The 20,986-nt window shown below is 72.3% G+C and carries 18 protein-coding genes; 10 read left to right on the top strand and 8 right to left on the bottom strand.

The window, feature by feature from the left end:
- The first annotated feature begins 4 nt into the window (after window positions 1–4).
- From AMK27_RS27945 to AMK27_RS27955, 3 genes are read left to right on the top strand one after another with little or no spacing between them, the layout of a single operon-like run.
- The gene (locus AMK27_RS27945; RefSeq protein WP_073913713.1) at window positions 5–1,156 is read left to right on the top strand and encodes a Gfo/Idh/MocA family protein; all 1,152 of its coding nucleotides are present in this window, start codon (window positions 5–7) and stop codon (window positions 1,154–1,156) included.
- Complete coding sequence (locus AMK27_RS27950; RefSeq protein WP_073913715.1) at window positions 1,153–2,319, top strand: dihydrodipicolinate synthase family protein; 1,167 nt, start codon at window positions 1,153–1,155, stop codon at window positions 2,317–2,319. Before AMK27_RS27945 ends, AMK27_RS27950 begins: the two co-directional genes overlap by 4 nt.
- Window positions 2,319–3,122 (top strand): sugar phosphate isomerase/epimerase family protein, encoded by an 804-nt coding sequence (locus AMK27_RS27955; protein WP_073913717.1) that lies wholly within the window; start codon window positions 2,319–2,321, stop codon window positions 3,120–3,122. The genes AMK27_RS27950 and AMK27_RS27955 overlap by 1 nt, the downstream gene beginning before the upstream one ends.
- A gap of 95 nt (window positions 3,123–3,217) precedes the next feature.
- Here AMK27_RS27955 and AMK27_RS27960 read toward each other — a convergent pair whose 3' ends face one another.
- From AMK27_RS27960 to AMK27_RS27970, 3 genes are all read right to left on the bottom strand, one after another.
- Window positions 3,218–3,634: a PIN domain nuclease gene (locus AMK27_RS27960; protein ID WP_073913719.1), complete on the bottom strand. Its 417-nt coding sequence runs from the start codon at window positions 3,632–3,634 to the stop codon at window positions 3,218–3,220.
- Window positions 3,631–3,888 carry a type II toxin-antitoxin system VapB family antitoxin gene (locus AMK27_RS27965; RefSeq protein WP_445194879.1) on the bottom strand — a complete coding sequence of 86 codons (258 nt, stop codon included), beginning with the start codon at window positions 3,886–3,888 and terminating at the stop codon, window positions 3,631–3,633. The genes AMK27_RS27960 and AMK27_RS27965 overlap by 4 nt, the downstream gene beginning before the upstream one ends.
- Before the next feature lie 62 nt (window positions 3,889–3,950).
- Window positions 3,951–4,421, bottom strand: coding sequence for a DUF937 domain-containing protein (locus AMK27_RS27970; RefSeq protein WP_073913725.1), 471 nt, complete (start codon window positions 4,419–4,421; stop codon window positions 3,951–3,953).
- 121 nt (window positions 4,422–4,542) lie between these two features.
- Here AMK27_RS27970 and recD2 point away from each other — a divergent pair, with 121 nt between their 5' ends.
- On the top strand, window positions 4,543–6,774 hold the full coding sequence (recD2, locus tag AMK27_RS27975) for an SF1B family DNA helicase RecD2 (RefSeq protein ID WP_073913728.1): 2,232 nt from the start codon (window positions 4,543–4,545) through the stop codon (window positions 6,772–6,774).
- A gap of 179 nt (window positions 6,775–6,953) precedes the next feature.
- Window positions 6,954–8,243, top strand: a complete 1,290-nt coding sequence (locus AMK27_RS27980; RefSeq protein ID WP_073913731.1) for a citrate synthase — start codon at window positions 6,954–6,956, stop codon at window positions 8,241–8,243.
- A gap of 385 nt (window positions 8,244–8,628) precedes the next feature.
- Here AMK27_RS27980 and AMK27_RS27985 read toward each other — a convergent pair whose 3' ends face one another.
- Both AMK27_RS27985 and AMK27_RS27990 read right to left on the bottom strand, forming a co-directional pair.
- Window positions 8,629–10,887 (bottom strand): heavy metal translocating P-type ATPase, encoded by a 2,259-nt coding sequence (locus tag AMK27_RS27985; protein ID WP_073913734.1) that lies wholly within the window; start codon window positions 10,885–10,887, stop codon window positions 8,629–8,631.
- Between the two features lie 73 nt (window positions 10,888–10,960).
- On the bottom strand, window positions 10,961–11,185 hold the full coding sequence (locus AMK27_RS27990) for a heavy-metal-associated domain-containing protein (protein ID WP_030325038.1): 225 nt from the start codon (window positions 11,183–11,185) through the stop codon (window positions 10,961–10,963).
- 128 nt (window positions 11,186–11,313) lie between these two features.
- Here AMK27_RS27990 and AMK27_RS27995 point away from each other — a divergent pair, with 128 nt between their 5' ends.
- The gene (locus tag AMK27_RS27995; protein ID WP_073913737.1) at window positions 11,314–12,522 is read left to right on the top strand and encodes a cation:proton antiporter; all 1,209 of its coding nucleotides are present in this window, start codon (window positions 11,314–11,316) and stop codon (window positions 12,520–12,522) included.
- Here AMK27_RS27995 and AMK27_RS28000 read toward each other — a convergent pair.
- Window positions 12,500–13,141, bottom strand: a complete 642-nt coding sequence (locus AMK27_RS28000) for a TetR/AcrR family transcriptional regulator (RefSeq protein ID WP_073913740.1) — start codon at window positions 13,139–13,141, stop codon at window positions 12,500–12,502. The two genes, AMK27_RS27995 and AMK27_RS28000, sit on opposite strands and share 23 nt — an antisense overlap.
- Before the next feature lie 162 nt (window positions 13,142–13,303).
- Here AMK27_RS28000 and AMK27_RS28005 point away from each other — a divergent pair, with 162 nt between their 5' ends.
- Window positions 13,304–15,652 (top strand): MMPL family transporter, encoded by a 2,349-nt coding sequence (locus AMK27_RS28005; protein WP_107425692.1) that lies wholly within the window; start codon window positions 13,304–13,306, stop codon window positions 15,650–15,652.
- Window positions 15,653–15,732: 80 nt separating this feature from the next.
- Here the strand turns inward: AMK27_RS28005 and AMK27_RS28010 are convergent, their stop codons facing one another.
- Window positions 15,733–15,930 (bottom strand): helix-turn-helix transcriptional regulator, encoded by a 198-nt coding sequence (locus AMK27_RS28010; protein WP_015033732.1) that lies wholly within the window; start codon window positions 15,928–15,930, stop codon window positions 15,733–15,735.
- Window positions 15,931–16,203: 273 nt separating this feature from the next.
- The gene (locus AMK27_RS28015) at window positions 16,204–17,139 is read right to left on the bottom strand and encodes a sugar phosphate isomerase/epimerase family protein (protein ID WP_073913743.1); all 936 of its coding nucleotides are present in this window, start codon (window positions 17,137–17,139) and stop codon (window positions 16,204–16,206) included.
- A gap of 179 nt (window positions 17,140–17,318) precedes the next feature.
- Between AMK27_RS28015 and iolC the strand changes: the two genes are divergently transcribed.
- From iolC to iolD, 3 genes are read left to right on the top strand one after another with little or no spacing between them, the layout of a single operon-like run.
- Entirely contained in the window at window positions 17,319–18,275 is a 957-nt protein-coding gene (gene iolC / locus AMK27_RS28020; protein ID WP_073914483.1) for a 5-dehydro-2-deoxygluconokinase, read from the top strand.
- Window positions 18,276–18,284: 9 nt separating this feature from the next.
- Window positions 18,285–19,109 carry a 5-deoxy-glucuronate isomerase gene (gene iolB, locus AMK27_RS28025; RefSeq protein ID WP_073913746.1) on the top strand — a complete coding sequence of 275 codons (825 nt, stop codon included), beginning with the start codon at window positions 18,285–18,287 and terminating at the stop codon, window positions 19,107–19,109.
- Window positions 19,106–20,977 (top strand): 3D-(3,5/4)-trihydroxycyclohexane-1,2-dione acylhydrolase (decyclizing), encoded by a 1,872-nt coding sequence (gene iolD / locus AMK27_RS28030; protein ID WP_073913748.1) that lies wholly within the window; start codon window positions 19,106–19,108, stop codon window positions 20,975–20,977. Before iolB ends, iolD begins: the two co-directional genes overlap by 4 nt.
- Window positions 20,978–20,986 lie beyond the last annotated feature (9 nt).

The following is a 20,986-nucleotide window of genomic DNA, read 5'->3' on the forward strand; positions in this document are numbered from 1 at the left end:
TTTCGTGACACGCAGGACAGTCCGCATCGCCATGAACGGCGTCACCGGGCGGATGGGACACCGCCAGCACCTGGTCCGTTCGATCCTCGCCCTGCGCGAACAGGGCGGCCTCGACCTCGGCAACGGCGAGACCCTGTGGCCCGAGCCGGTCCTCGTCGGCCGCCGCGAACCCGCCCTGCGCGCACTCGCCGAGCGCCACGGCCTCACCGAGTGGTCCACCGACCTCGACGCCGTCCTCGCCGACGACACCATCGACATCTACTTCGACGCCCAGGTCACCTCCGCCCGCGCCGAGGCGATCACCCGGGCCGTCCACGCCGGCAAGCACGTCTACACCGAGAAGCCCACGGCCGCCGACCTCGCCGGCGCCCTGGAGCTCGCACGGCTCGCCACCGAGAAGGGCGTCAAGCACGGCGTCGTCCAGGACAAACTGTTCCTGCCGGGCCTGCTCAAGCTCAAGCGCCTCATCGACGGCGGCTTCTTCGGCGAGATCCTGTCCGTGCGCGGCGAGTTCGGCTACTGGGTCTTCGAGGGCGACTGGCAGGACGCCCAGCGCCCCAGCTGGAACTACCGCTCCCAGGACGGCGGCGGCATCGTCGTCGACATGTTCCCGCACTGGGAGTACGTGCTCCACGAGCTGTTCGGCCGCGTCACCTCCGTCACCGCCCAGGTCGCCACCCACGTCCCGCGCCGCTGGGACGAGCAGGGCAAGCCCTACGACGCCACCGCAGACGACGCCGCCTACGGCATCTTCCAGCTGGAGGGCGGCGCCGTCGCCCAGATCAACTCCTCCTGGACCGTCCGGGTCAACCGCGACGAACTCGTCGAGTTCCAGGTCGACGGCACCCACGGCTCCGCCGTCGCCGGACTGCGCAACTGCCGCGTCCAGCACCGATCGGCGACCCCCAAGCCCGTCTGGAACCCGGACATCCCGGCCACCGAGCCCTTCCGGGAGCAGTGGCAGGAGGTCCCCGACAACGCCGAGTTCGACAACGGCTTCAAGGCCCAGTGGGAGCTGTTCCTGCGGCACGTCGTCCTCGACGAGCCGTACCACTGGGACCTCCTCGCGGGCGCCCGCGGCGTCCAGCTCGCCGAACTCGGCCTGAGGTCCGCCGCCGAGGGCCGCCGCCTCGACGTCCCGGAGGTGACCCTGTGATCCGCCTGCCCGAGGCCGGCGGCGGCACACGGGAGTACACGCCGCGCACCGAGCCGCTGGCCCTGGGCGGGGGCGGCCCCCTGACCTCCCGTACGGTCTTCTCCGCCGCCCACGTGGTCGCCGACCCGTACGCCGACACCACTCCCGACTCTCCCGCGGCGGTCGACTGGGACGCCACCCTCGCCTTCCGCCGCCACCTCTGGTCGCACGGCCTCGGGGTCGCCGAGGCCATGGACACCGCGCAGCGGGGGATGGGCCTCGACTGGACCGGGGCGGCCGAACTGATCCGCCGCAGCGCGGCCGAGGCGAAGGCGGTGGGCGGCCGGATCGCCTGCGGCGTCGGCACCGACCAGCTCGCCGGGCCGGAACCGCTCACCGGCCCGGACGGCCTGGCGGCGGTCCGCAAGGCGTACGAGGAGCAGCTCGCGCTCGTCGAGGAGACCGGCTCCCAGGCCGTCCTGATGGCCTCCCGCGCCCTCGCCGCGGCGGCGACGGGCCCCGAGGACTACCTCGACCTGTACGGCCACCTCCTCCGCCAGGCGAGCGAACCGGTGGTCCTCCACTGGCTCGGCCCGATGTTCGACCCGGCACTCGACGGGTACTGGGGCTCGGCCGACCTGGACACCGCGACCGAGACGTTCCTGGAGGTCATCGCCGCGCACCCGGACAAGGTCGACGGCATCAAGGTCTCCCTCCTGGACGCCCGGCGCGAGGTCGAACTGCGCCGCCGCCTCCCGGAGGGCGTGCGCTGCTACACGGGCGACGACTTCCACTACCCGGAGCTGATCGCCGGCGACGAACACGGCTTCAGCCACGCCCTGCTGGGCGTCTTCGACCCGCTGGCCCCCCTCGCGGCCGAGGCGGTCCGCACCCTGGACACGGGCGACACGGACGGCTTCCGCGCGCTCCTCGACCCGACGGTCGCCCTGTCCCGGCACCTCTTCCGGGCGCCGACCCGCTACTACAAGACGGGAGTCGTCCTGCTCGCCTGGCTCGCCGGCCACCAGGACCACTTCACGATGGTCGGCGGCCTGCAGTCGGCCCGCTCGCTGCCGCACCTCGCGACCGCCTACGAACTCGCCGACGGCCTGGGCCTGTTCCCCGACCCGGCGCTCGCCGAGTCGCGCATGCGCGCCCTCCTGACGGTCCAGGGAGGGCTGTGATGGACCTCGACCGCTTCAGCATCAACCAGATGACGGTCAAGCAGCTGTCCCTCCCCGACCTCGTCGCCCACTGCGTCCGGCTCGGCGTCCCGGGCGTGGGACTGTGGCGCGAACCGGTCCAGGAGTACGGCGTGCGGGCGGCGGCCGAGCTCGTACGGGACGCCGGCCTCACGGTCACCACCCTCTGCCGCGGCGGCTTCTTCACCTCGGACGGCTGGGAGGCGGAGAACCGGGCGGCGATCGACGAGGCGGTCGCGCTCGGCACGGACACCGTCGTGCTGGTCTCCGGCGGCCTCACCCCCGCCTTCCCCGACCTGCCCTCGGCCCGCGCCCGGATCACCGAGGCGATCGGGGAACTGGCCCCCTACGCGGGCGAACGAGGAATCCGCCTGGCCGTCGAACCCCTCCACCCCATGTACGCCGCCGACCGCTGCGCGGTCTCCACCCTGGACCAGGCGCTGGCCGTCGCCGAGCACTTCCCGCCCGAGCAGGTGGGCGTGGTGGTCGACACGTACCACCTCTGGTGGGACGACCGCGCCCCGGCGGCGGTGGAACGCGCGGGCGCGTCGGGCCGCATCCACTCCTTCCAGCTCGCCGACTGGACCACCCCCCTCCCGGCCGGCGTCCTGACCGGCCGGGGCCAGCTGGGCACCGGCGCGATCGACCTGCGGGCCTGGAAGGACCTGACGGAGAAGGCGGGCTGGACGGGCCCGGTGGAGGTGGAGATCTTCAACGACACCCTGTGGGCACGGGACGGCGTCGAGGTCCTTGAGGAGACCCTGGACCGCTTCCTGGCGGTCTGACGGACCCCTCGGCCCCTTGTGCGGAGAGACCGAGGAGAGCAAGGCCGCCCGGCCGTGCGGCGCCGCACGGCGGGGGCAAGCAGCGGGACGGACGGTTACCCTCCGAGGTGCCGTACGTCCTGCTGCTCGACCTCCGTGAGGACGCGGGCGACCGTCGCGAAGTCGTTGTCCCTGTGCAGGATGGTTAACCCGTGATGCACCGCCGTGGCACAGATCAGGAGATCGACGACGCCCGCCGCACGGTGCTGCCCCTTCTGTGTCAGCTTGTACTGGGCGGTCTCCACCCACCGCCACGCGTCCTTGGGGACGCGCACGATTCCGAACGCGGCGGAGAGGGCCTCCTCGATCTCCTCGCGGTCGTCCGGGCCGGTGGCCGTGAAGAGGATCTCTGCCCGGGTGGCCTCGCAGATGCCGATGGCGCCCGTTTCGATCTCGGTGTCCCAGTGCCGGTGTGCGACGGGATCGGTGGTGAGGTGGACGTACCCGCTGGTGTCGACGAGGTACGTGATCACTCGGCATCCACGCCGTGCTGGGCGGCCTTGCGGGCCTCCCACGCCCGACGAAGAGGCTCCATTTCACCTCGCGCGCCCCGCTCCGCCAGCCGCTGGTAGGCCGCACGGCGGCGGTGACGCAGTATGACCTCTGCCAGCGCCGTGTTGATGGTGTCCTTCTTCGTGGTCGTACCGAGCAGTTTCGCGGCCTCGGCGAGTACGTCGTCGTCCACGTCCACGTTGGTCACACCCATGATCACCCTCCAGCGTGCCATGTGGGAAGAGTGCCCACCTCTCATACATGGTAGCCGCGTGCACCGACCACGGGGGTGCCGTACTACTTCCTCGGGCCGCCCAGCAGGTCGCCCAGGCCGTCCGCCGTCGTGCCACCGGTCTTCTTCGCCGCCGCGCGCTTCGTCATGACCGCGAGGACCACCGGTACCAGGATGTCGACCGCCCGGGTCACCGTGGCCGCCGGGATGCCGGTCCTCTTCGCGATGGCGTTCGCCGCCGGGCGGGCCAGTCTGCCCAGGACTCCGGCCATGAGGCCGCCGGCCGCGAGGCCGCCGAAGCCGGCGACGCCCTGGAGCGGGGGTTCGGCCGAGGTGACCTCGTCGACGGCGGCGCGGACCTCGTCCGCGCTGGCCGGCTCGGCCGCCGCCTGGCGCAGTTCGCCGGAGAGTTCGGCCACCGAACTGCCCACCACCGCCTGTGCCCCGGCGGGGTCCGTGCCGAGCAGGCCGGCGATCTCCTGGAGCCGGTCGTCGCCCAGCTCGTCCAGGACCTCGTCCTCGAAGGTTTCGCTCATGCCGGAAACGCTACGACCTGCCCCCTGGGTCGGCACTCCGAGCATCCTGCCGGGGAAGGCCCCGGCGGGGAGTTGTCCACAGGGCCGCCCCGCTGTCGGACCGGTTCGCTACCTTCGGGGCATGTCCAACGAAGGTCGCGGGCCGGGGTCGGCCGTGCTCGAAGGGGTCCTGGAGCGGATCACCTACGCCAACGAGGAGAGCGGGTACACGGTCGCCCGGGTCGACACCGGGCGCGGGGCCGGGGACCTGCTCACCGTGGTCGGGGCGCTGCTCGGGGCGCAGCCGGGGGAGTCGCTGCGGATGGAGGGCCGTTGGGGCTCGCATCCGCAGTACGGCAAGCAGTTCACCGTCGAGAACTACACGACCCTGCTGCCCGCCACCATCCAGGGCATCCGCCGCTATCTCGGCTCGGGCCTGGTCAAGGGCATCGGGCCCGTCTTCGCCGACCGCATCACCCAGCACTTCGGCCTGGACACCCTCCAGATCCTGGAGGAGGCTCCGGCCCGGCTGATCGAGGTCCCGGGCCTGGGGCCCAAGCGCACGAAGAAGATCAGCGCGGCCTGGGAGGAGCAGAAGGCGATCAAGGAGGTGATGGTCTTCCTCCAGGGCGTCGGCGTCTCCACCTCGATCGCGGTCCGGATCTACAAGAAGTACGGGGACGCCTCGATCTCCGTCGTGCGGAACCAGCCGTACCGGCTCGCCGCCGACGTCTGGGGCATCGGCTTCCTCACCGCCGACAAGATCGCCCAGGCGGTGGGCATACCCCACGACAGCCCCGACCGGGTGAAGGCAGGCCTGCAGTACGCGCTCTCGCAGTCCAGCGACCAGGGGCACTGCTTCCTCCCCGAGGAGCGGTTGATCGCCGAGGCGGTGAAGCTCCTCCAGGTCGACACCGGACTCGTCATCGAGTGCCTCGCCGAGCTGGCGGAGGACCCCGAGGGGGTCGTACGGGAGACGGTGCCGGGCCCGGAGGGGACGCCCGTGACCGCCGTGTACCTGATCCCCTTCCACCGGGCCGAGCTGTCGCTCTCCGGGCAGCTCCGGCGGCTGCTGCGGGCCGAGGAGGACCGGATGCCGGGCTTCCGGGACGTGGCCTGGGACAAGGCCCTCGCCTGGCTCGCGGACCGGACGGGGGCCTCGCTCGCGCCCGAGCAGGAGGAGGCCGTCCGGCTCGCGCTGACGCGGAAGGTCGCCGTGCTCACCGGCGGTCCCGGCTGCGGCAAGTCGTTCACGGTCCGCTCCATCGTGGAGCTGGCCCGCGCCAAGAAGGCCAAGGTCGTCCTCGCCGCCCCCACCGGCCGGGCGGCCAAGCGGCTCGCCGAGCTGACCGGCGCGGAGGCCTCCACCGTCCACCGGCTCCTGGAGCTGAAGCCGGGGGGCGACGCGGCCTATGACCGGGACCGGCCGCTCGACGCGGACCTGGTCGTGGTCGACGAGGCCTCCATGCTCGACCTGCTCCTCGCGAACAAGCTGGTGAAGGCGGTGGCGCCGGGGGCCCATCTGCTGCTCGTGGGCGATGTGGACCAGTTGCCCTCGGTGGGCGCGGGGGAGGTCCTCGGTGATCTGCTCGCGCCGGGCAGCCCGGTGCCGGCGGTCCGGCTGACCCGGATCTTCCGCCAGGCCCAGGAGTCCGGCGTCGTCACCAACGCGCACCGGATCAACGCCGGCACTCCGCCGAAGACCGAGGGCCTGCCGGACTTCTTCCTCTTCGTCGAGGAGGAGACCGAGGACGCCGCCCGGGTGGCCGTGGACGTCGCGGCCCGGCGGATTCCGGCCAAGTTCGGTCTCGACCCCCGCCGTGACGTGCAGGTCCTCGCCCCCATGCACCGCGGCCCGGCCGGCGCGGGCTCGCTCAACGGACTGCTGCAGCAGGTCATCACCCCGGGCCGCCCGGACGTGCCGGAGAAGCGGTTCGGCGGCCGGGTCTTCCGGGTGGGCGACAAGGTCACGCAGATCAGGAACAACTACGACAAGGGGGCCAACGGGGTCTTCAACGGCACGGTGGGGGTCGTGACCCAGCTGGACCTCGTCGAGCAGAAGCTCGTGGTGCGGACGGACGAGGACGAGGAGGTGCCGTACGACTTCGACGAGCTGGACGAGCTGGCCCACGCGTACGCGGTCACCATCCACCGGTCGCAGGGCAGCGAGTATCCGGCCGTGGTGATCCCGGTCACCATGAGTGCCTGGATGATGCTCCAGCGCAACCTGCTCTACACGGCCGTGACCCGGGCGAAGAAGCTCGTGGTCCTCGTCGGCTCCCGGCGGGCGATCGCGCAGGCGGTCCGCACGGTCTCGGCGGGCAGGCGCTTTACCGCACTCGCGTTTCGGCTCACAGGCGGCGCCCCCGTGTGAAAGATCACGGAGGGCTACCGGAACCGGGGCGAAGGGGGCAGGATATGAAGGTTGGCGGCACTGAGTGCCGCCGATTGGCCCAATGGTCGACCCCGAGTGCACTCTCCTGAGCCAAATGGGGGATGGTAGAGACAGTCAGGGCACCTCGAAGAAGAGGCACTACGTCGGTGAGGGATGACGTGAGCGACAACTCTGTAGTACTGCGGTACGCGGACGGTGAACACACCTACCCGGTGGTCGAGAGCACCGTCGGCGACAAGGGCTTCGACATCGGGAAACTCCGAGCCCAGACCGGTCTGGTCACCCTGGACAGCGGATACGGCAACACCGCCGCCTATAAATCCGCGATCACCTACCTGGACGGTGAGCAGGGGATTCTGCGGTACCGCGGTTACCCCATCGAGCAGCTGGCCGAGCGCTCCACCTTCCTTGAGGTGGCGTACCTGCTGATCAACGGCGAGCTGCCCAAGGTCGACGAGCTGGCGACCTTCAAGAACGAGATCACGCAGCACACGCTCGTCCACGAGGACGTCAAGAACTTCTTCCGCGGTTTCCCGCGGGACGCGCACCCGATGGCGATGCTGTCCTCGGTGGTCTCGGCGCTGTCCACCTTCTACCAGGACAGCCACAACCCGTTCGACGAGGAGCAGCGCCACCTCTCCACGATCCGGCTGCTCGCGAAGCTGCCGACGATCGCGGCGTACGCGTACAAGAAGTCGATCGGCCACCCCTTCGTCTACCCGCGCAACGACCTCGGGTACGTCGAGAACTTCCTGCGCATGACCTTCTCGGTCCCGGCGCAGGAGTACGACCTGGACCCGGTCGTCGTCAACGCGCTCGACAAGCTGCTGATCCTGCACGCGGACCACGAGCAGAACTGCTCGACCTCGACCGTGCGTCTGGTCGGCTCCTCGCAGGCGAACATGTTCGCCTCGATCTCCGCCGGCATCTCGGCCCTGTGGGGCCCGCTGCACGGTGGCGCCAACCAGTCGGTCCTGGAGATGCTCGAGGGCATCAAGGCCAACGGCGGCGATGTCGACTCCTTCATCCGCAAGGTGAAGAACAAGGAGGACGGCGTCCGCCTGATGGGCTTCGGCCACCGGGTGTACAAGTCCTTCGACCCGCGCGCCAAGATCATCAAGGCGGCGGCGCACGACGTCCTCTCGGCCCTCGGCAAGTCCGACGAGCTGCTGGACATCGCGCTCAAGCTGGAGGAGCACGCGCTCTCCGACGAGTACTTCGTCTCGCGCAACCTCTACCCCAACGTGGACTTCTACACGGGCCTCATCTACCGCGCGATGGGCTTCCCGACCGAGATGTTCACCGTGCTCTTCGCGCTCGGCCGGCTGCCCGGCTGGATCGCCCAGTGGCACGAGATGATCAAGGAGCCCGGCTCCCGTATCGGCCGTCCGCGCCAGATCTACACCGGCGAGGTCCTGCGCGACTTCGTCCCGGTCGAGGCGCGCTAGTCCTCCGACCAGGACGCCCCTCGCGAAAAAGAGGAAGCGCCCCGCCGTCGATCCCCCCACGGGTCGACGAGCGGGGCGCTTCCCATGTCCCGGTGCGGATTCCCCCCACGGGATCCGGGCCGGGCGTCTGCGGGTGTCGCAGAAGCTACGCGGGTCGGCGCGACGCGGTCTGCCGGGGTACGTACGGGAGGGCCGCTCAAAGCTCCCCGGTGCACGTGCCCCGGCCAACGCTTGCCTGGAACGTCCCCCAAGACATTCCATGAACGTCCCCCAAGACGTTCTCGGCATCGCCCACTTAGACTCGCGAACAGCCCAGATGGTTACCCCCCAATATCTGTGATCTAGGTCTCTTTGTGAAGGTCTTGTGCGTCACACGTGGGTGAATTCACGTGAAGCGGCGCAGACGAAGGCTGTTGGATACGACGAAGACGGACGAAAAGGCCATCGCCAGACCGGCGATCATCGGGTTCAGGAGTCCGGCCGCGGCGAGCGGCAGCGCCGCCACGTTGTAGCCGAAGGCCCAGCCGAGGTTGCCCTTGATCGTCGCCAGGGTGCGGCGGGCGAGCCGGATCGCGTCGGCCGCGACCCGCAGGTCGCCCCGGACCAGGGTCAGATCGCTCGCCTCGATCGCCGCGTCCGTGCCCGTCCCCATCGCCAGGCCCAGGTCCGCCGTGGCGAGGGCCGCCGCGTCGTTCACCCCGTCGCCGACCATCGCGACCGTCCGGCCCTCCGCCTGGAGCCGCCGGACGACCTCGGCCTTCTCCTCGGGAAGCACCTCGGCGATCACCTCGTCGATGCCCACCTCGGCCGCCACGGCCTCCGCCACCGCCGTGTGGTCCCCGGTGAGGAGGACCGGCCGCAGCCCGAGGCCGCGCAGCCGGGCCACCGCCTCGGCGCTGGTGTCCTTGACGGTGTCGGCGACGGTCAGGGTGCCCCGGGCGACCCCGTCCCAGGCGACGTGGACGGCGCCGGGCTCCGCCCCCGACGGCACCTCGACGCCCTCCGCCGCCAGCAGCGCGGCGCGGCCGACGAGGACCAGGCGGCCGTCGACCGAGCCGCGTACGCCGAGCCCGGGAACGTTCTCGAAGGCCTTCGGCACGGGGAGCTCCCCGCAGCGCTCGGCGGCTCCCGCCGCGACCGCGCGGGCCACCGGGTGCTCGGAGGAGTGCTCCAGGGCCCCGGCCAGCCGCAGCAGCTCGGTCTCGTCGGTGGCGTCGGTGCCGTACTTCCCGCCGTACACCCGCACACCGGCGAGCCGCATCCGGCCCGTGGTGACCGTCCCGGTCTTGTCGAGGACGATCGTGTCGACGCGCCGGGTGGACTCCAGGACCTCGGGGCCCTTGATGAGGATGCCGAGCTGCGCGCCGCGGCCGGTGCCGACCATGAGCGCGGTCGGGGTCGCGAGGCCCAGCGCGCACGGGCAGGCGATGATCAGGACGGCGACGGCGGCGGTGAAGGAGGCCGTCGGGTCGTCGGTCAGCAGCAGCCAGGCGACGAGGGTGCCGAGCGCGAGGAGCAGCACGACCGGCACGAAGACGGCGGAGATCCGATCGGCGAGCCGCTGCACCTCGGCCTTGCCGTTCTGGGCGTCCTCGACGAGCTTGGCCATCCGGGCGAGCTGTGTGTCGGCGCCGACGCGGGTGGCCCGGACGACGAGCCGTCCCGAGACGTTGACGCAGCCGCCCGTGACGTCACCGCCCGCGGTGACGTCCAGCGGCAGCGACTCGCCGGTGAGGAGGGAGGCGTCGACGGCCGACGCGCCCTCGGTGACGGTGCCGTCGGTGGCGATCTTCTCCCCGGGTCGTACGACGAAGAGGTCGCCGGTCCGCAGCGCGGCGACCGGCACCCGTACCTCGGCGCCCCCGCGCAGGACGGCCACGTCCTTGGCGCCGAGTTCCATCAGGGCCCGGAGCGCCGCGCCCGCCTTCCGCTTGGCGCGGGCCTCCAGGTAGCGGCCGAGGAGGATGAAGGTGACGACGCCGGCCGCGACCTCCAGGTAGATCGCGGACGAGGCCGCCGAGCGGTCGACGGTCAGGTCGAAGCCGTGCCGCATGCCGGGCATGCCCGCGTCGCCGAGGAAGAGGGCCCAGAGCGACCAGCCGAAGGCGGCGAGGGTGCCGACCGAGACGAGGGTGTCCATGGTGGCGGCGCCGTGCCGGAGGTTGGTCCAGGCGGCCCGGTGGAAGGGCAGTCCGCCCCAGACGACGACGGGGGCGGCGAGGGTGAGGGAGAGCCACTGCCAGTTGTCGAACTGCAGGCCCGGGACCATGGCGAGCAGGACGACGGGCGCGGAGAGCAGCGCGGAGACGGTGAGCCGCTGCCGGAGCGAGGCGAGCCCGGGGTCGGGGGCGGGCTCCGGCTCCTCCGGCGCGGCGGCCGGTTCGGGCTCCGGCGGCGGCGGTTCCTCCGCCGTGTAGCCGGTCCTGACGACGGTGGCGATCAGCGCGTCGACCCCGACCTCCGGCGGGTGTTCGATCCGCGCTTTCTCCGTGGCGTAGTTGACGGTCGCCGTCACCCCGTCGATGCGGTTGAGCTTCTTCTCGACGCGGGCCGCGCACGAGGCGCAGGTCATCCCGCCGATCGTCAGCTCGGTGACCGCGACGGCCGTGCTGTCGGCGGGGTGTGCGGTGGTGCTGGAGGTCATGTGCGCTTCCAAAGGGGAGCAGGGCCGTACCCGGTAACGGTACGGCCCTGCGGGGTGTCGGCGGGGGGAGCGGTCAGACCAGCTCGTAGCCGGCCTCGTCGACGGCGGCGCGGACGGCCTCCTCGTCGAGCGGGGCGGCGGAGACGACGGTCACCTGGCCGGTGGAGGCGACGGCCGTGACCGACGAGACGCCGGGGAGCTCGGAGATCTCGCTCGACACCGCGCCCTCGCAGTGGCCGCAGGTCATGCCCTTGACCTGGTAGACGGTGGTGAGGTCGGTCTTCGTCTCTGCGGTCATGGCGCTCTCCTCGTGGGTTCAGGACCGTACGCCGCGCAGTTTATACCCCTAGGGGGTATAAAAGCCAGTCGGGTCCGGCTGCGTGCCGCACCGGGGGTCCGGGCTGATCCCTATGGTAAATAGCCGACATGTCGCATTCGGGGACCACGCTCATCCTGATCATGGCGATCGCCGTCCTGGCGCCGCTGCTCGCCTACGGAGTCGGGCGCAGGCTTCCCGTCCCCCTCGTCATCTTCGAGATCCTGCTCGGCATCCTCATCGGCCCCGACGTTCTGGACTGGGCGCGCCCCGACGCGCTGATCGACGGTCTTTCGGAGCTCGGCCTCGCCATGCTGATCTTCCTCGCGGGGTACGAGATCGAGTTCGGCAAGGTCCGCGGCGACACCCTCCGGCGCTCCGTGTGGGCCTGGCTGGCCGCCCTCGCGCTCGGTCTCGCCACCGGTGTCCTGCTCGGCGGCGGCTACACCAAGGGCGTCTTCATCGGCGTCGCGCTGACCAGCACCGCGCTCGGCACCGTCCTGCCCGTGCTCCGGGACTCGGGCGACCTGCACGGGCGGTTCGGCTCGGTCGTCATGGCGTTCGGGGCGGTGGGCGAGTTCGGCCCGATCATCGCGATGGCCCTGCTGCTCAGCGGACGCGGCGCGGCCGAGTCGACCGTGCTGCTCGCGGTGTTCGCCGCGCTGACCGCCGGGGCGGTGTTCTGGGCGCTGCGGCCGCGCCCGCCGTGGTTCTCCCGGATCATCGCCAAGACCCTCCACACCAGCGGTCAGTTCGCGGTCCGGTTCGTCTTCCTGCTGCTCGCCCTGATGCTGGGCGCCTCGGAGGCCCTCGGGCTCGACATCCTGCTCGGCGCCTTCGCGGCCGGCCTCGTCACCCGGCTCGTCCTGACCGGGGCGGCGCCCGAGTCGGGGCCGCAGATCCTGGAGAAGATCGAGGGGGTCGGCTTCGGCTTCCTCGTGCCGGTCTTCTTCGTCGTCACCGGGATCGAGTTCGACCTGGCCTCGCTCCTCGACGGCGGCCGCACCCTGCTCCTGCTGCCGGTCTTCCTGCTGCTCTTCCTGGCGGTGCGCGGCGGGCCGATCTGGTTCCTCGCCCCGCGCGACCTCGACCGCAGGGACCGGGGCGGGCTCGTGCTGTACGGCTCCACCGCGCTGCCGCTCGTCGTGGCCATCACGACCATCGGCGTGGACGACAAGACGATGACGGCCGGTGAGGCGGCGGCGCTCGTCGGGGCCGGCATGCTCTCCGTGCTCGTCTTCCCGCTGGTCGCGCTGAGGTCGCGGTCCGGGGCGAAGGGCCTGCCGACCGAACGGATCAGCGGCTCGGAGTCGTGGTGACCTGCCCCTCGACCAGGGGGGAGAGGTAGCGCAGGAGGAGCGTCTTCAGCTCGGCGATCGTGGCGTCCCGCTCGGCCCCCTCCGGGGCGGCGAGGACGAGGTCCAGGCCGCCCTTGAAGGTGGCGAAGGCCATGCCCGCCGTCCGGAGGCGGTCCTCGGCGGGCAGCGCGGGCGCGTAGTGGGCGATGACCTCCTGCACGCGGGTGAGCAGGGTCGCGTGCAGTTCGTCGTGCTCCTCGGCGATCCGGCCGGGGACCTCGGAGCCGTGCATCAGGGCGAGGAAGGCCGGGTTGGCGCAGTTGAACTCGATCAGCGGGTCGACGACGGCGTCCAGCAGCTCGGGCAGCGGCAGGGCGAGGTTCTCCGGGGTGAACGCCTGGCCGTGGGCCTCGCGCATCTGGTGCAGCAGGCGCTCGCCCAGCTCGATCGCGATCGCTTCCTTGTTGGGGAAGTACTGGTAGAGCGTGCCGGGCGAGACATGGGCCTCGCGGGCGATCGCGTTGGTGCTGGACGCCGTGTAGCCGTTCGCGCAGAAGACGTTCGCGGCGGCCTGGAGCAGCTGCGCGATGCGGCGCTCCCCGCGCGCCTGGCGGCGGCGCGGCTTCGGTTCTTCGGACATGGCTGTCCCCAGCTCTCCTCACACGTTTGACAAACACGAGCGGTCGCTCGCATTCTTGTGAAACGCGAGTGATCACTCGTGTTTGCCAGTCTATGGCAATGGGCGACCCATGTGACCTGCCGGGAAGCGAGCACAGGGGTCAGGTGAAGGGGACACCTCGTCATGGCCGAAGTCAAGAAATCAGCGCCCGGCGGCGCCGGATCCAGCGGATCCCCGTCCCCGGAGGACGGCGGCGGATCGCCGCGGCGGGACGGGGCGGGCGGCTGGACGCGGTTCGTGACCGTCCGGCCGCGCCTGACGCTGCTCGTCGCCCTCGTCCTCACCGCCCTCGCCGTCCTGGCCGGCGGCGGGGTCGCCGACCGGATGGGCAGCGGCGGCTGGGAGGACCCGGCCGCCGAATCCACGTACGCGACCGAGGCCCTCGGACGCCAGTTCCCCGGCTCCCAGCCGAACCTGCTCCTGCTCGTCGACGCCGGAGCGGCCGGCACCGACGCGCCCGCGGTCGCCGCCGAGGCCCGCCGGCTCGCCGAGCGGCTCGACGCCGAGCCGGGCGTCGACGGCGTCGGCTCCTACTGGTCCACCGGCTCGCCCGCCCTCCGCTCCGAGGACGGCCGCAAGGCCGTGATAGCCGCCCGGATCGCCGGCGAGGAGAAGGACGCGGCCGCCGTCCTCGACCGGATCGCCCCCGAGTACCGGGGCACCCACGGCCCCGTCGAGGTCTCCCTCGGCGGCGGACTCGCCGTGCGCCACGAGATGCAGACGGTCATCCAGGAGGACCTGCTGCGGGCCGAGCTCATCGCCCTGCCCCTCACCCTCGTCCTGCTCGTCATGGTCTTCGGCAGCGCCGTCGCCGCCCTGCTGCCGCTCGGCGTCGGCATCGTCGCCATCCTCGGCACCAACGCCGTCCTGCGCGGCCTCACCGAGTTCACCGACGTCTCCGTCTTCGCGCAGAACCTGACGACGGCCCTCGGCCTCGGACTCGCCATCGACTACGCGCTGTTCGTCGTCCGCCGGTACCGCGAGGAGCTCGACGCCGGGGCCGACACGTACACCGCCGTCCGCACCACCCTGCGCACCGCCGGGCGGACCGTGCTCTTCTCCGCCCTGACCGTCGCCGTCTCGCTCTCCGCGATGCTGGTCTTCCCGCAGTACTTCCTGCGCTCCTTCGCGTACGCCGGGATCGCCGTGGTCCTGCTCGCCGCGACCGCCGCGCTCACCCTGCTCCCGGCGGCCCTCGTCCTGCTCGGCGACCGGGTCAACGCGCTCGACCTGCGGCGCCTCCTCCGGCGCGGCCGGACGCCCGGTGCGCAGCGCGCAGGGGACGACGAGGGCACGGGCTGGGGACGGGCCGCCGCGCTCGTGATGCGCAGGGCGCCGGTCTTCGCCGTCCTCACCACCGCCGGACTCGTCCTCCTCGGACTGCCCTTCCTCGGCGTGACGTTCGGCACCGCCGACGACCGCCAGCTCCCCGTCACCGCCTCCTCCCGGGTCGTCCAGGACGAACTGCGGAACGGCTTCCCCGGCGACCCCGGCGGCACCCTCACCGTCCTCGCCGAGGGCGCGGCCACCCCCGCGCAGTACGCGGCCTTCCGCGAGCGGATCGGCGCCCTCGACGGCGTGGCCCGGGCCGACGGGCCGGTGACCGCCGCCGGCGGCCACGCCTACTTCACGGTCGTCGCCGAGGGCGAGACCGTCGGCGCCCAGGCCCAGCGGACCGTGGCCGAACTCCGCGCCGCACCCGCACCGTTCGAGACCTCCGTCACCGGGCAGGCCGCCGTCCTGGTCGACTCCAAGGACGCCCTCGCCGAGCGGCTGCCCTGGGCCGCGGCGATCATCGTGATCGTCACGCTGCTCCTGGTCTTCCTGCTCACCGGCAGCGTCCTCATCCCCGTCCAGGCCGTCGTCCTCAACGCCCTCAGCCTCACGGCGATGTTCGGCGCGGTGGTCTGGGTCTTCCAGGACGGGCACCTCGCGGGGCTCCTCGGCTTCACCCCCACCGGGGACATCGAGACCACCCTGCCGGTGCTCATGTTCTGCGTGGCCTTCGGACTCTCCATGGACTACGGGGTGTTCCTGCTCTCCCGCATCAAGGAGGAGTACGACCGCACCGGCGACCACGAGCACTCCGTCCGCTTCGGTCTGCGCCGCACCGGCGGCCTCATCACCGCGGCCGCCGTGATCCTCGCCGTCGTCATGGTCGCCATCGGCACCTCCCGCGTCACCAACACCAAGATGCTCGGCCTCGGCGTCGCCCTCGCCGTCCTCATGGACGCCATGGTGGTCCGCAGCCTCCTCGTCCCCTCCGTGATGAAGCTGACCGGCCGCCTCACCTGGTGGGCCCCCGGCCCGCTGCGCCGCTTCCACGACCGCTTCGGCATCAGCGAGTCGGACGCGCCCGCCCCCGAGAGGGAGGACGCGCCCGACTCCGCGAAGGAGGACGCGCCCGACTCCGAAGGCGCGGACGCCGCGGCGCCGGAGGAGCGCCGGGAGACGGCCCCGCTCCGGCGGTGACACGCCGCGGGGCCGGACCGGGGGCGGCCGCCCGGGTCCGGCCCCGCGAGGAGGCGGGGGAGGGGGCGGTCCCCCTCGGGTCAGTCGCGGCGGCCCCGGTTGCCGGGGCGGCTCGCGACCCAGGCGCGGATCGTGTCCGCGTACCAGTAGGGCTTGCCCGACTCCACGTGGTCGGGGGCCGGCAGCAGCCCGTGCTTCCGGTAGGAGCGGACCGTGTCGGGCTGCACCCGGATGTGTGCGGCGATGTCCTTGTACGACCAGAGCCTTCTGTCCGTCATGCCTGGTACCTCCCTGCGCACCGCGCAGCGGCGGCGGGGGTGCCGTTCGGGGGCGCTGCGGGCGGGCGTTGGCGATCACTGAGCCATTGCCCCCTGCAACGACCCCGCCAGACAGCAGGGGAGCGCCTGTCGAGCGGCTGTGACGGAAAGCCCGCGTAACGGAGATATGCGTGACACCGAAGGGACGTGTGTGACGAAAAAGCCGCATCAGGACATCGGTGTGTCCCCGTGCCCCGCCCCTGCTCGGAGAGATATGCGCCGGTCGCGCGCCGGTCACATGCCGCAGGACCTCAGATAGCGCCGGGTACGGAGCGCGATCGGATACGGAACGTCCGGCTCGCAGGGGTACATGTCCTGCTCCACGATCGCGAACAGGTCCACGTCCAGCGCCGAGGCGGCCGCGAGCACCGGCTCCAGGGCGGGCACCCCGGACGGCGGCTCGCACATCACCCCGCGCGCCACCGCCGGCCCGAACGGCACCCCCTCGGCCACCACCCCCGCCAGGATCTCCGGGTCGACCTGCTTGAGATGCAGATAGCCGATCCGCTCGCCGTACGCCTCGATCAGCTTGACGCTGTCCCCGCCCGCGTACGCGTAGTGCCCGGTGTCCAGGCAGAGCGAGACCGCCTCCGGGTCCGTCGCGTCCAGGAACCGCGTCACGCTCTCCTCGCCGTCCAGATGCGTGTCGGCGTGCGGATGGACGACGATCCGCAGCCCGTACCGCTCGCGCACCTCCCGGCCGAGCCGCTCGGTGAGCCCCGTCAGATCCCGCCACTGCGCCGCCGTGAGCGTCCGGTCCTCCAGGACCTCGCCCGTCCGGTCGTCCCGCCAGAACGAGGGGATGACGACCAGATGGCCCGCGCCCACCGCCTGCGCCAGGGCCGCGTTCTCGGCGACGTGCGCCCAGGTCCGCTCCCAGACGTCCGGGCCGTGGTGCAGGCCGGTGAAGACCGTCCCCGCCGAGACCCGCAGCCCGCGCCGCGCGGTCTCCTCCGTCAGGACGGACGGATCGGTGGGCAGATAGCCGTACGGGCCGAGCTCGATCCACTCGTACCCCGCGCCGGACACCTCGTCCAGGAACCGCTGCCACGGCACCTGCCGGGGATCGTCGGGGAACCACACCCCCCAGGAGTCCGGGGCGGAGCCGATCCGGATCCGGGACGGGGGAGGGGACGAGGGCGGGGGCGGCTGCGGTGACGGCGTCGTCATGCCTGCCACCTTGACCGGGGCCCGCGAGCAGCGTCAAGGAGGCCGCCCCGGCCCGGTCACGTCGTCAGAATGTCCGGACATATCGTTGACAGGCCTCCGGGCGGACGGCTAGACCTGGGTGCGGAAGCCGGACGCGAGAGGTGGCGCGGGTGGAGTCGGAGCCGTACGACCTGATCACCATGGGGCGCCTCGGCGTGGACCTGTACCCGCTGCAGACCGGAGTCGGGCTCGACCGGGTCGACACCTTCGCCAAGTTCCTCGGCGGCTCCCCGGCGAACGTCGCCGTCGCCGCCGCCCGGCTCGGCCTGCGCACCGCACTCGTCTCCCGCACCGGCGCCGACCCCTTCGGCAGCTACCTGCGCCGCGAGCTGAAGGGCTTCGGGGTCGACGACCGCTGGGTGACCGAGGTCGAGGCCTACCCCACCCCCGTCACCTTCTGCGCCCTCTTCCCGCCCGACGACTTCCCGCTCACCTTCTACCGCCGCCCCAAGGCCCCCGACCTGGAGATCCACCCGCACGAGCTGGACCTCGACGCGATCCGCGCCGCACGGGTCCTCTGGGCGACCGGCACCGGCCTCAGCGCCGAGCCGAGCCGCACCGCGACCCTGGAGGCGCTGCGGGCCAGGTCCGGGCGGCAGACGACGGTCCTCGACCTGGACTGGCGGCCGATGTTCTGGACGGACCCGGCGGCCGCCCGCCCGTACTACGCCGAGGCGCTGCGGCACGCGACCGTCGTCGTCGGCAACGGCGACGAGTGCGAGGTGGCGACGGGGGAGCGCGAGCCGTACGCGGCCGCCCGCGCGCTGCTCGCCGCCGGAGCGGACACCGGCCTCCGGCTCGCCGTCGTCAAGCGGGGCCCCGAGGGCGTCCTCGCGCTCGCCGCCGACGGGACGAGCGCCGAGGTGCCGCCGCTGCCGGTCGAGGTGGTCAACGGCCTCGGCGCGGGCGACGCGTTCGGCGGGGCGCTCGTCCACGGGCTGCTCGCCGGCCGGGACCTGGAGACCGCCCTGCGCCACGCCAACGCCGCCGGCGCGATCGTCGCGGGCCGCCTCCCCTGCTCGTCCGCCATGCCGTCCGCCGCGGAGATCGCCGAAGCACTCGCGACCGGCTCCGGAACCCTGGCGGAAAACGGGTAGGGGTGAGTCATGAGCACCCGTCACCCCCCGTCCCTCCACCTCCCCGCCGGAACCGCCGCCCACGGCCCGTACGGGCTCGACATCGACCCCCGGCGGGCCGGCTGGACATACTCCGCCCTGCGGGTCCTCACCCTAGGGCCGGGCGCGATCCACTCCTTCGAGAGCGGGGATTCCGAATGGGTCGTGCTTCCCCTCTCCGGTGCCTGTAGCGTGCGCGTCGACGGAGAGATCCTCGAACTCCAGGGCCGCACGAGCGTGTTCGACGGAGTCACCGACTTCGCCTATGTACCGCGCGACGCCCACGCCCAGATCGCCTCCGGTGCGGGAGGCCGCTTCGCTTTGGCAGGAGCGAAGTGCGAGCGACGACTCCCCGCCCGCTACGGCCCCGCGCCGGAGGTTCCCGTCGAGACCCGCGGCAGCGGCAACCGCGCCCGCGAGGTCCGGAACTTCGCCTCGGCCGACGCCTTCGCCTGCGACCGGCTCATCGCCGTCGAGGTCGTCACGCCCGGCGGCAACTGGTCCTCCTACCCCCCGCACAAGCACGACGAGCACCGTCCCGGCGCCGAGTCCCTCCTCGAAGAGATCTACTACTACGAGATCGACGGCCCAAGCGCCCTCGCCTACCAGCGGATCTCCCCCTCCCGGCCGGGCGGCGCCGAGCTCCTCGCCGAGGTCCGGGACGGCGACGCCGTCCTCGTACCCGACGGCTGGCACGGCCCGTCGATCGCCCAGCCCGGACACCCGCTGTACTACCTGAACGTCATGGCCGGGCCCGGCCCCGAACGGGAGTGGCGGATCTGCTTCCACCCCGACCACACGGAGGGATACGCATGAGCGTCCGGCTCACCGTCGCCCAGGCCCTGGTGCGTTTCCTCGCCGCGCAGTACACCGAACGCGACGGCGTACGACAGCGGCTGATCACCGCGACCTGGGGCATCTTCGGCCACGGCAACGTCGCCGGCATCGGGCAGGCGCTCGTCGAGTACCCCGGCCTCATGCCGTTCCACCAGGGACGCAACGAGCAGGCCATGGTGCACGCGGCCGTCGGCTACGCCCGCCAGTCCAACCGGCTGCGCGTCCACGCCGTCACCACCTCCATCGGCCCCGGCGCCACCAACCTCGTCACCGGCGCAGCCCTCGCCACCGTCAACCGGCTGCCCGTCCTCCTGCTGCCCGGCGACACCTTCGCGAGCCGCCCCGCCGACCCCGTCCTGCAGCAGCTCGAAGTCCCGTACGCGGGCGAGACGTCCGTCAACGACTGCCTGCGGCCCGTGTCGCGCTACTTCGACCGCGTCACCCGCCCCGAGGCGCTCGTCCCGGCCGCCCTCGCCGCCGTACGCGTCCTCACCGACCCCGCCGACACCGGGGCGGTCACGCTCGCCCTGCCGCAGGACGTGCAGGCAGAGGCGTACGACTGGCCCGAGGAGTTCCTCGCCGAACGGACCTGGACCGTGCGCCGGCCGCGGCCCGACACCGCCGAACTCGACGCCGCCGTACAGGCGGTCGGGAAGGCCCGGCGGCCGATGATCATCGCCGGCGGCGGCGTCAGGTACAGCGCGGCCCAGGACGCCCTGAGCACCCTCGCCCGCACGGCCGGCCTCCCCGTCGCCACCACCCAGGCCGGCAAGGGCGTCCTGCCCTGGGACCACCCCTGCGACGTCGGCGGCATCGGCCACACCGGCACGGCGACCGCCGACGCCCTGGCCCGCGGCAGCGACCTGGTCATCGGCGTCGGCACCCGCCTCACCGACTTCACCACCGCCTCCGGCACCCTCTTCCGCCCCGACACGCGGCTCGTCAACCTCAACATCACCGCGTTCGACGCCCACAAGCAGGCCGCGCTGCCGCTCGTCGCCGACGCCCGCGCCGGACTGGAGGCCCTCACCGAGGCCCTCGGCGGCCACCCGGGCGACCACCGGCAGGACACCGCGCACTGGGCGGCCTCCAAGCGGGAATGGCAGGAACGGACCGACGCCGCCTACGCCGCACCCGACCCGCACGCCCGCCCCACCCAGGTCCAGGTCCTCGGCGTACTCGACACTCTGGTCGACGGCAGCGACATCCTGATCAACGCCGCCGGCTCGCTCCCCGGCGACCTGCACAGGCTCTGGCGGGCCCGGTCCGACGACCAGTACCACGTCGAATACGGCTACTCGTGCATGGGCTACGAGATCCCCGCCGCCATCGGCGTCGCCCTCGCCGCCCCCGGCCGGCCGGTCTGGGCCCTCGTCGGCGACGGTACGTACCTGATGAATCCCACCGAGATCGTCACCGCCGTCCAGGAGGGACTGCCCATCAAGCTGGTCGTCCTCCAGAACCACGGCTACGCCTCCATCGGCGGCCTCTCGGAGGCCGTCGGCGCCGAGCGGTTCGGCACCGACTACCGCCACCGGGACGCCTTCGGCGGCTTCACCGGCCCGCCGCTCCCCGTCGACCTCGGCGCCAACGCCGCCTCCCTCGGCATGCGCGTGCTGCGCCCCCGCACCGTGCGTGACCTGCGGGAAGCCCTCGCGGACGCACGGAGCGCGACGGTTCCCACATGTGTCTACGTCGAGACCGAAACGCCAGACACTGTGTCGGGCCCGCCCCCGGCCCAGGCATGGTGGGATGTGCCCGTGGCCGAGACCTCGACCCGCCCGTCGGCGGTCAAGGCCCGGGAGGAGTACGACCGGCACGTCACCGCCCGACGCCGCCATCTCTGAAGGAGCATT

It is taken from the genome of Streptomyces sp. CB02009, from assembly GCF_001905825.1.
In the GTDB taxonomy this organism is placed as follows: domain Bacteria; phylum Actinomycetota; class Actinomycetes; order Streptomycetales; family Streptomycetaceae; genus Streptomyces.

Coding starts and splice junctions, on each gene's coding strand:
- iolB (WP_073913746.1), top strand. CDS start 18,285: ATGAGCACCCGTCACCCCCCGTCCCTCCACCTCCCCGCCGGAACCGCC.
- AMK27_RS27955 (WP_073913717.1), top strand. CDS start 2,319: ATGGACCTCGACCGCTTCAGCATCAACCAGATGACGGTCAAGCAGCTG.
- AMK27_RS28000 (WP_073913740.1), bottom strand. CDS start 13,141: ATGTCCGAAGAACCGAAGCCGCGCCGCCGCCAGGCGCGCGGGGAGCGC.
- AMK27_RS28015 (WP_073913743.1), bottom strand. CDS start 17,139: ATGACGACGCCGTCACCGCAGCCGCCCCCGCCCTCGTCCCCTCCCCCG.
- recD2 (WP_073913728.1), top strand. CDS start 4,543: ATGTCCAACGAAGGTCGCGGGCCGGGGTCGGCCGTGCTCGAAGGGGTC.
- AMK27_RS27990 (WP_030325038.1), bottom strand. CDS start 11,185: ATGACCGCAGAGACGAAGACCGACCTCACCACCGTCTACCAGGTCAAG.
- iolC (WP_073914483.1), top strand. CDS start 17,319: ATGGGGCGCCTCGGCGTGGACCTGTACCCGCTGCAGACCGGAGTCGGG.
- AMK27_RS28005 (WP_107425692.1), top strand. CDS start 13,304: ATGGCCGAAGTCAAGAAATCAGCGCCCGGCGGCGCCGGATCCAGCGGA.
- AMK27_RS27965 (WP_445194879.1), bottom strand. CDS start 3,888: ATGGCACGCTGGAGGGTGATCATGGGTGTGACCAACGTGGACGTGGAC.
- AMK27_RS27995 (WP_073913737.1), top strand. CDS start 11,314: ATGTCGCATTCGGGGACCACGCTCATCCTGATCATGGCGATCGCCGTC.
- AMK27_RS27985 (WP_073913734.1), bottom strand. CDS start 10,887: ATGACCTCCAGCACCACCGCACACCCCGCCGACAGCACGGCCGTCGCG.
- AMK27_RS28010 (WP_015033732.1), bottom strand. CDS start 15,930: ATGACGGACAGAAGGCTCTGGTCGTACAAGGACATCGCCGCACACATC.
- AMK27_RS27970 (WP_073913725.1), bottom strand. CDS start 4,421: ATGAGCGAAACCTTCGAGGACGAGGTCCTGGACGAGCTGGGCGACGAC.
- iolD (WP_073913748.1), top strand. CDS start 19,106: ATGAGCGTCCGGCTCACCGTCGCCCAGGCCCTGGTGCGTTTCCTCGCC.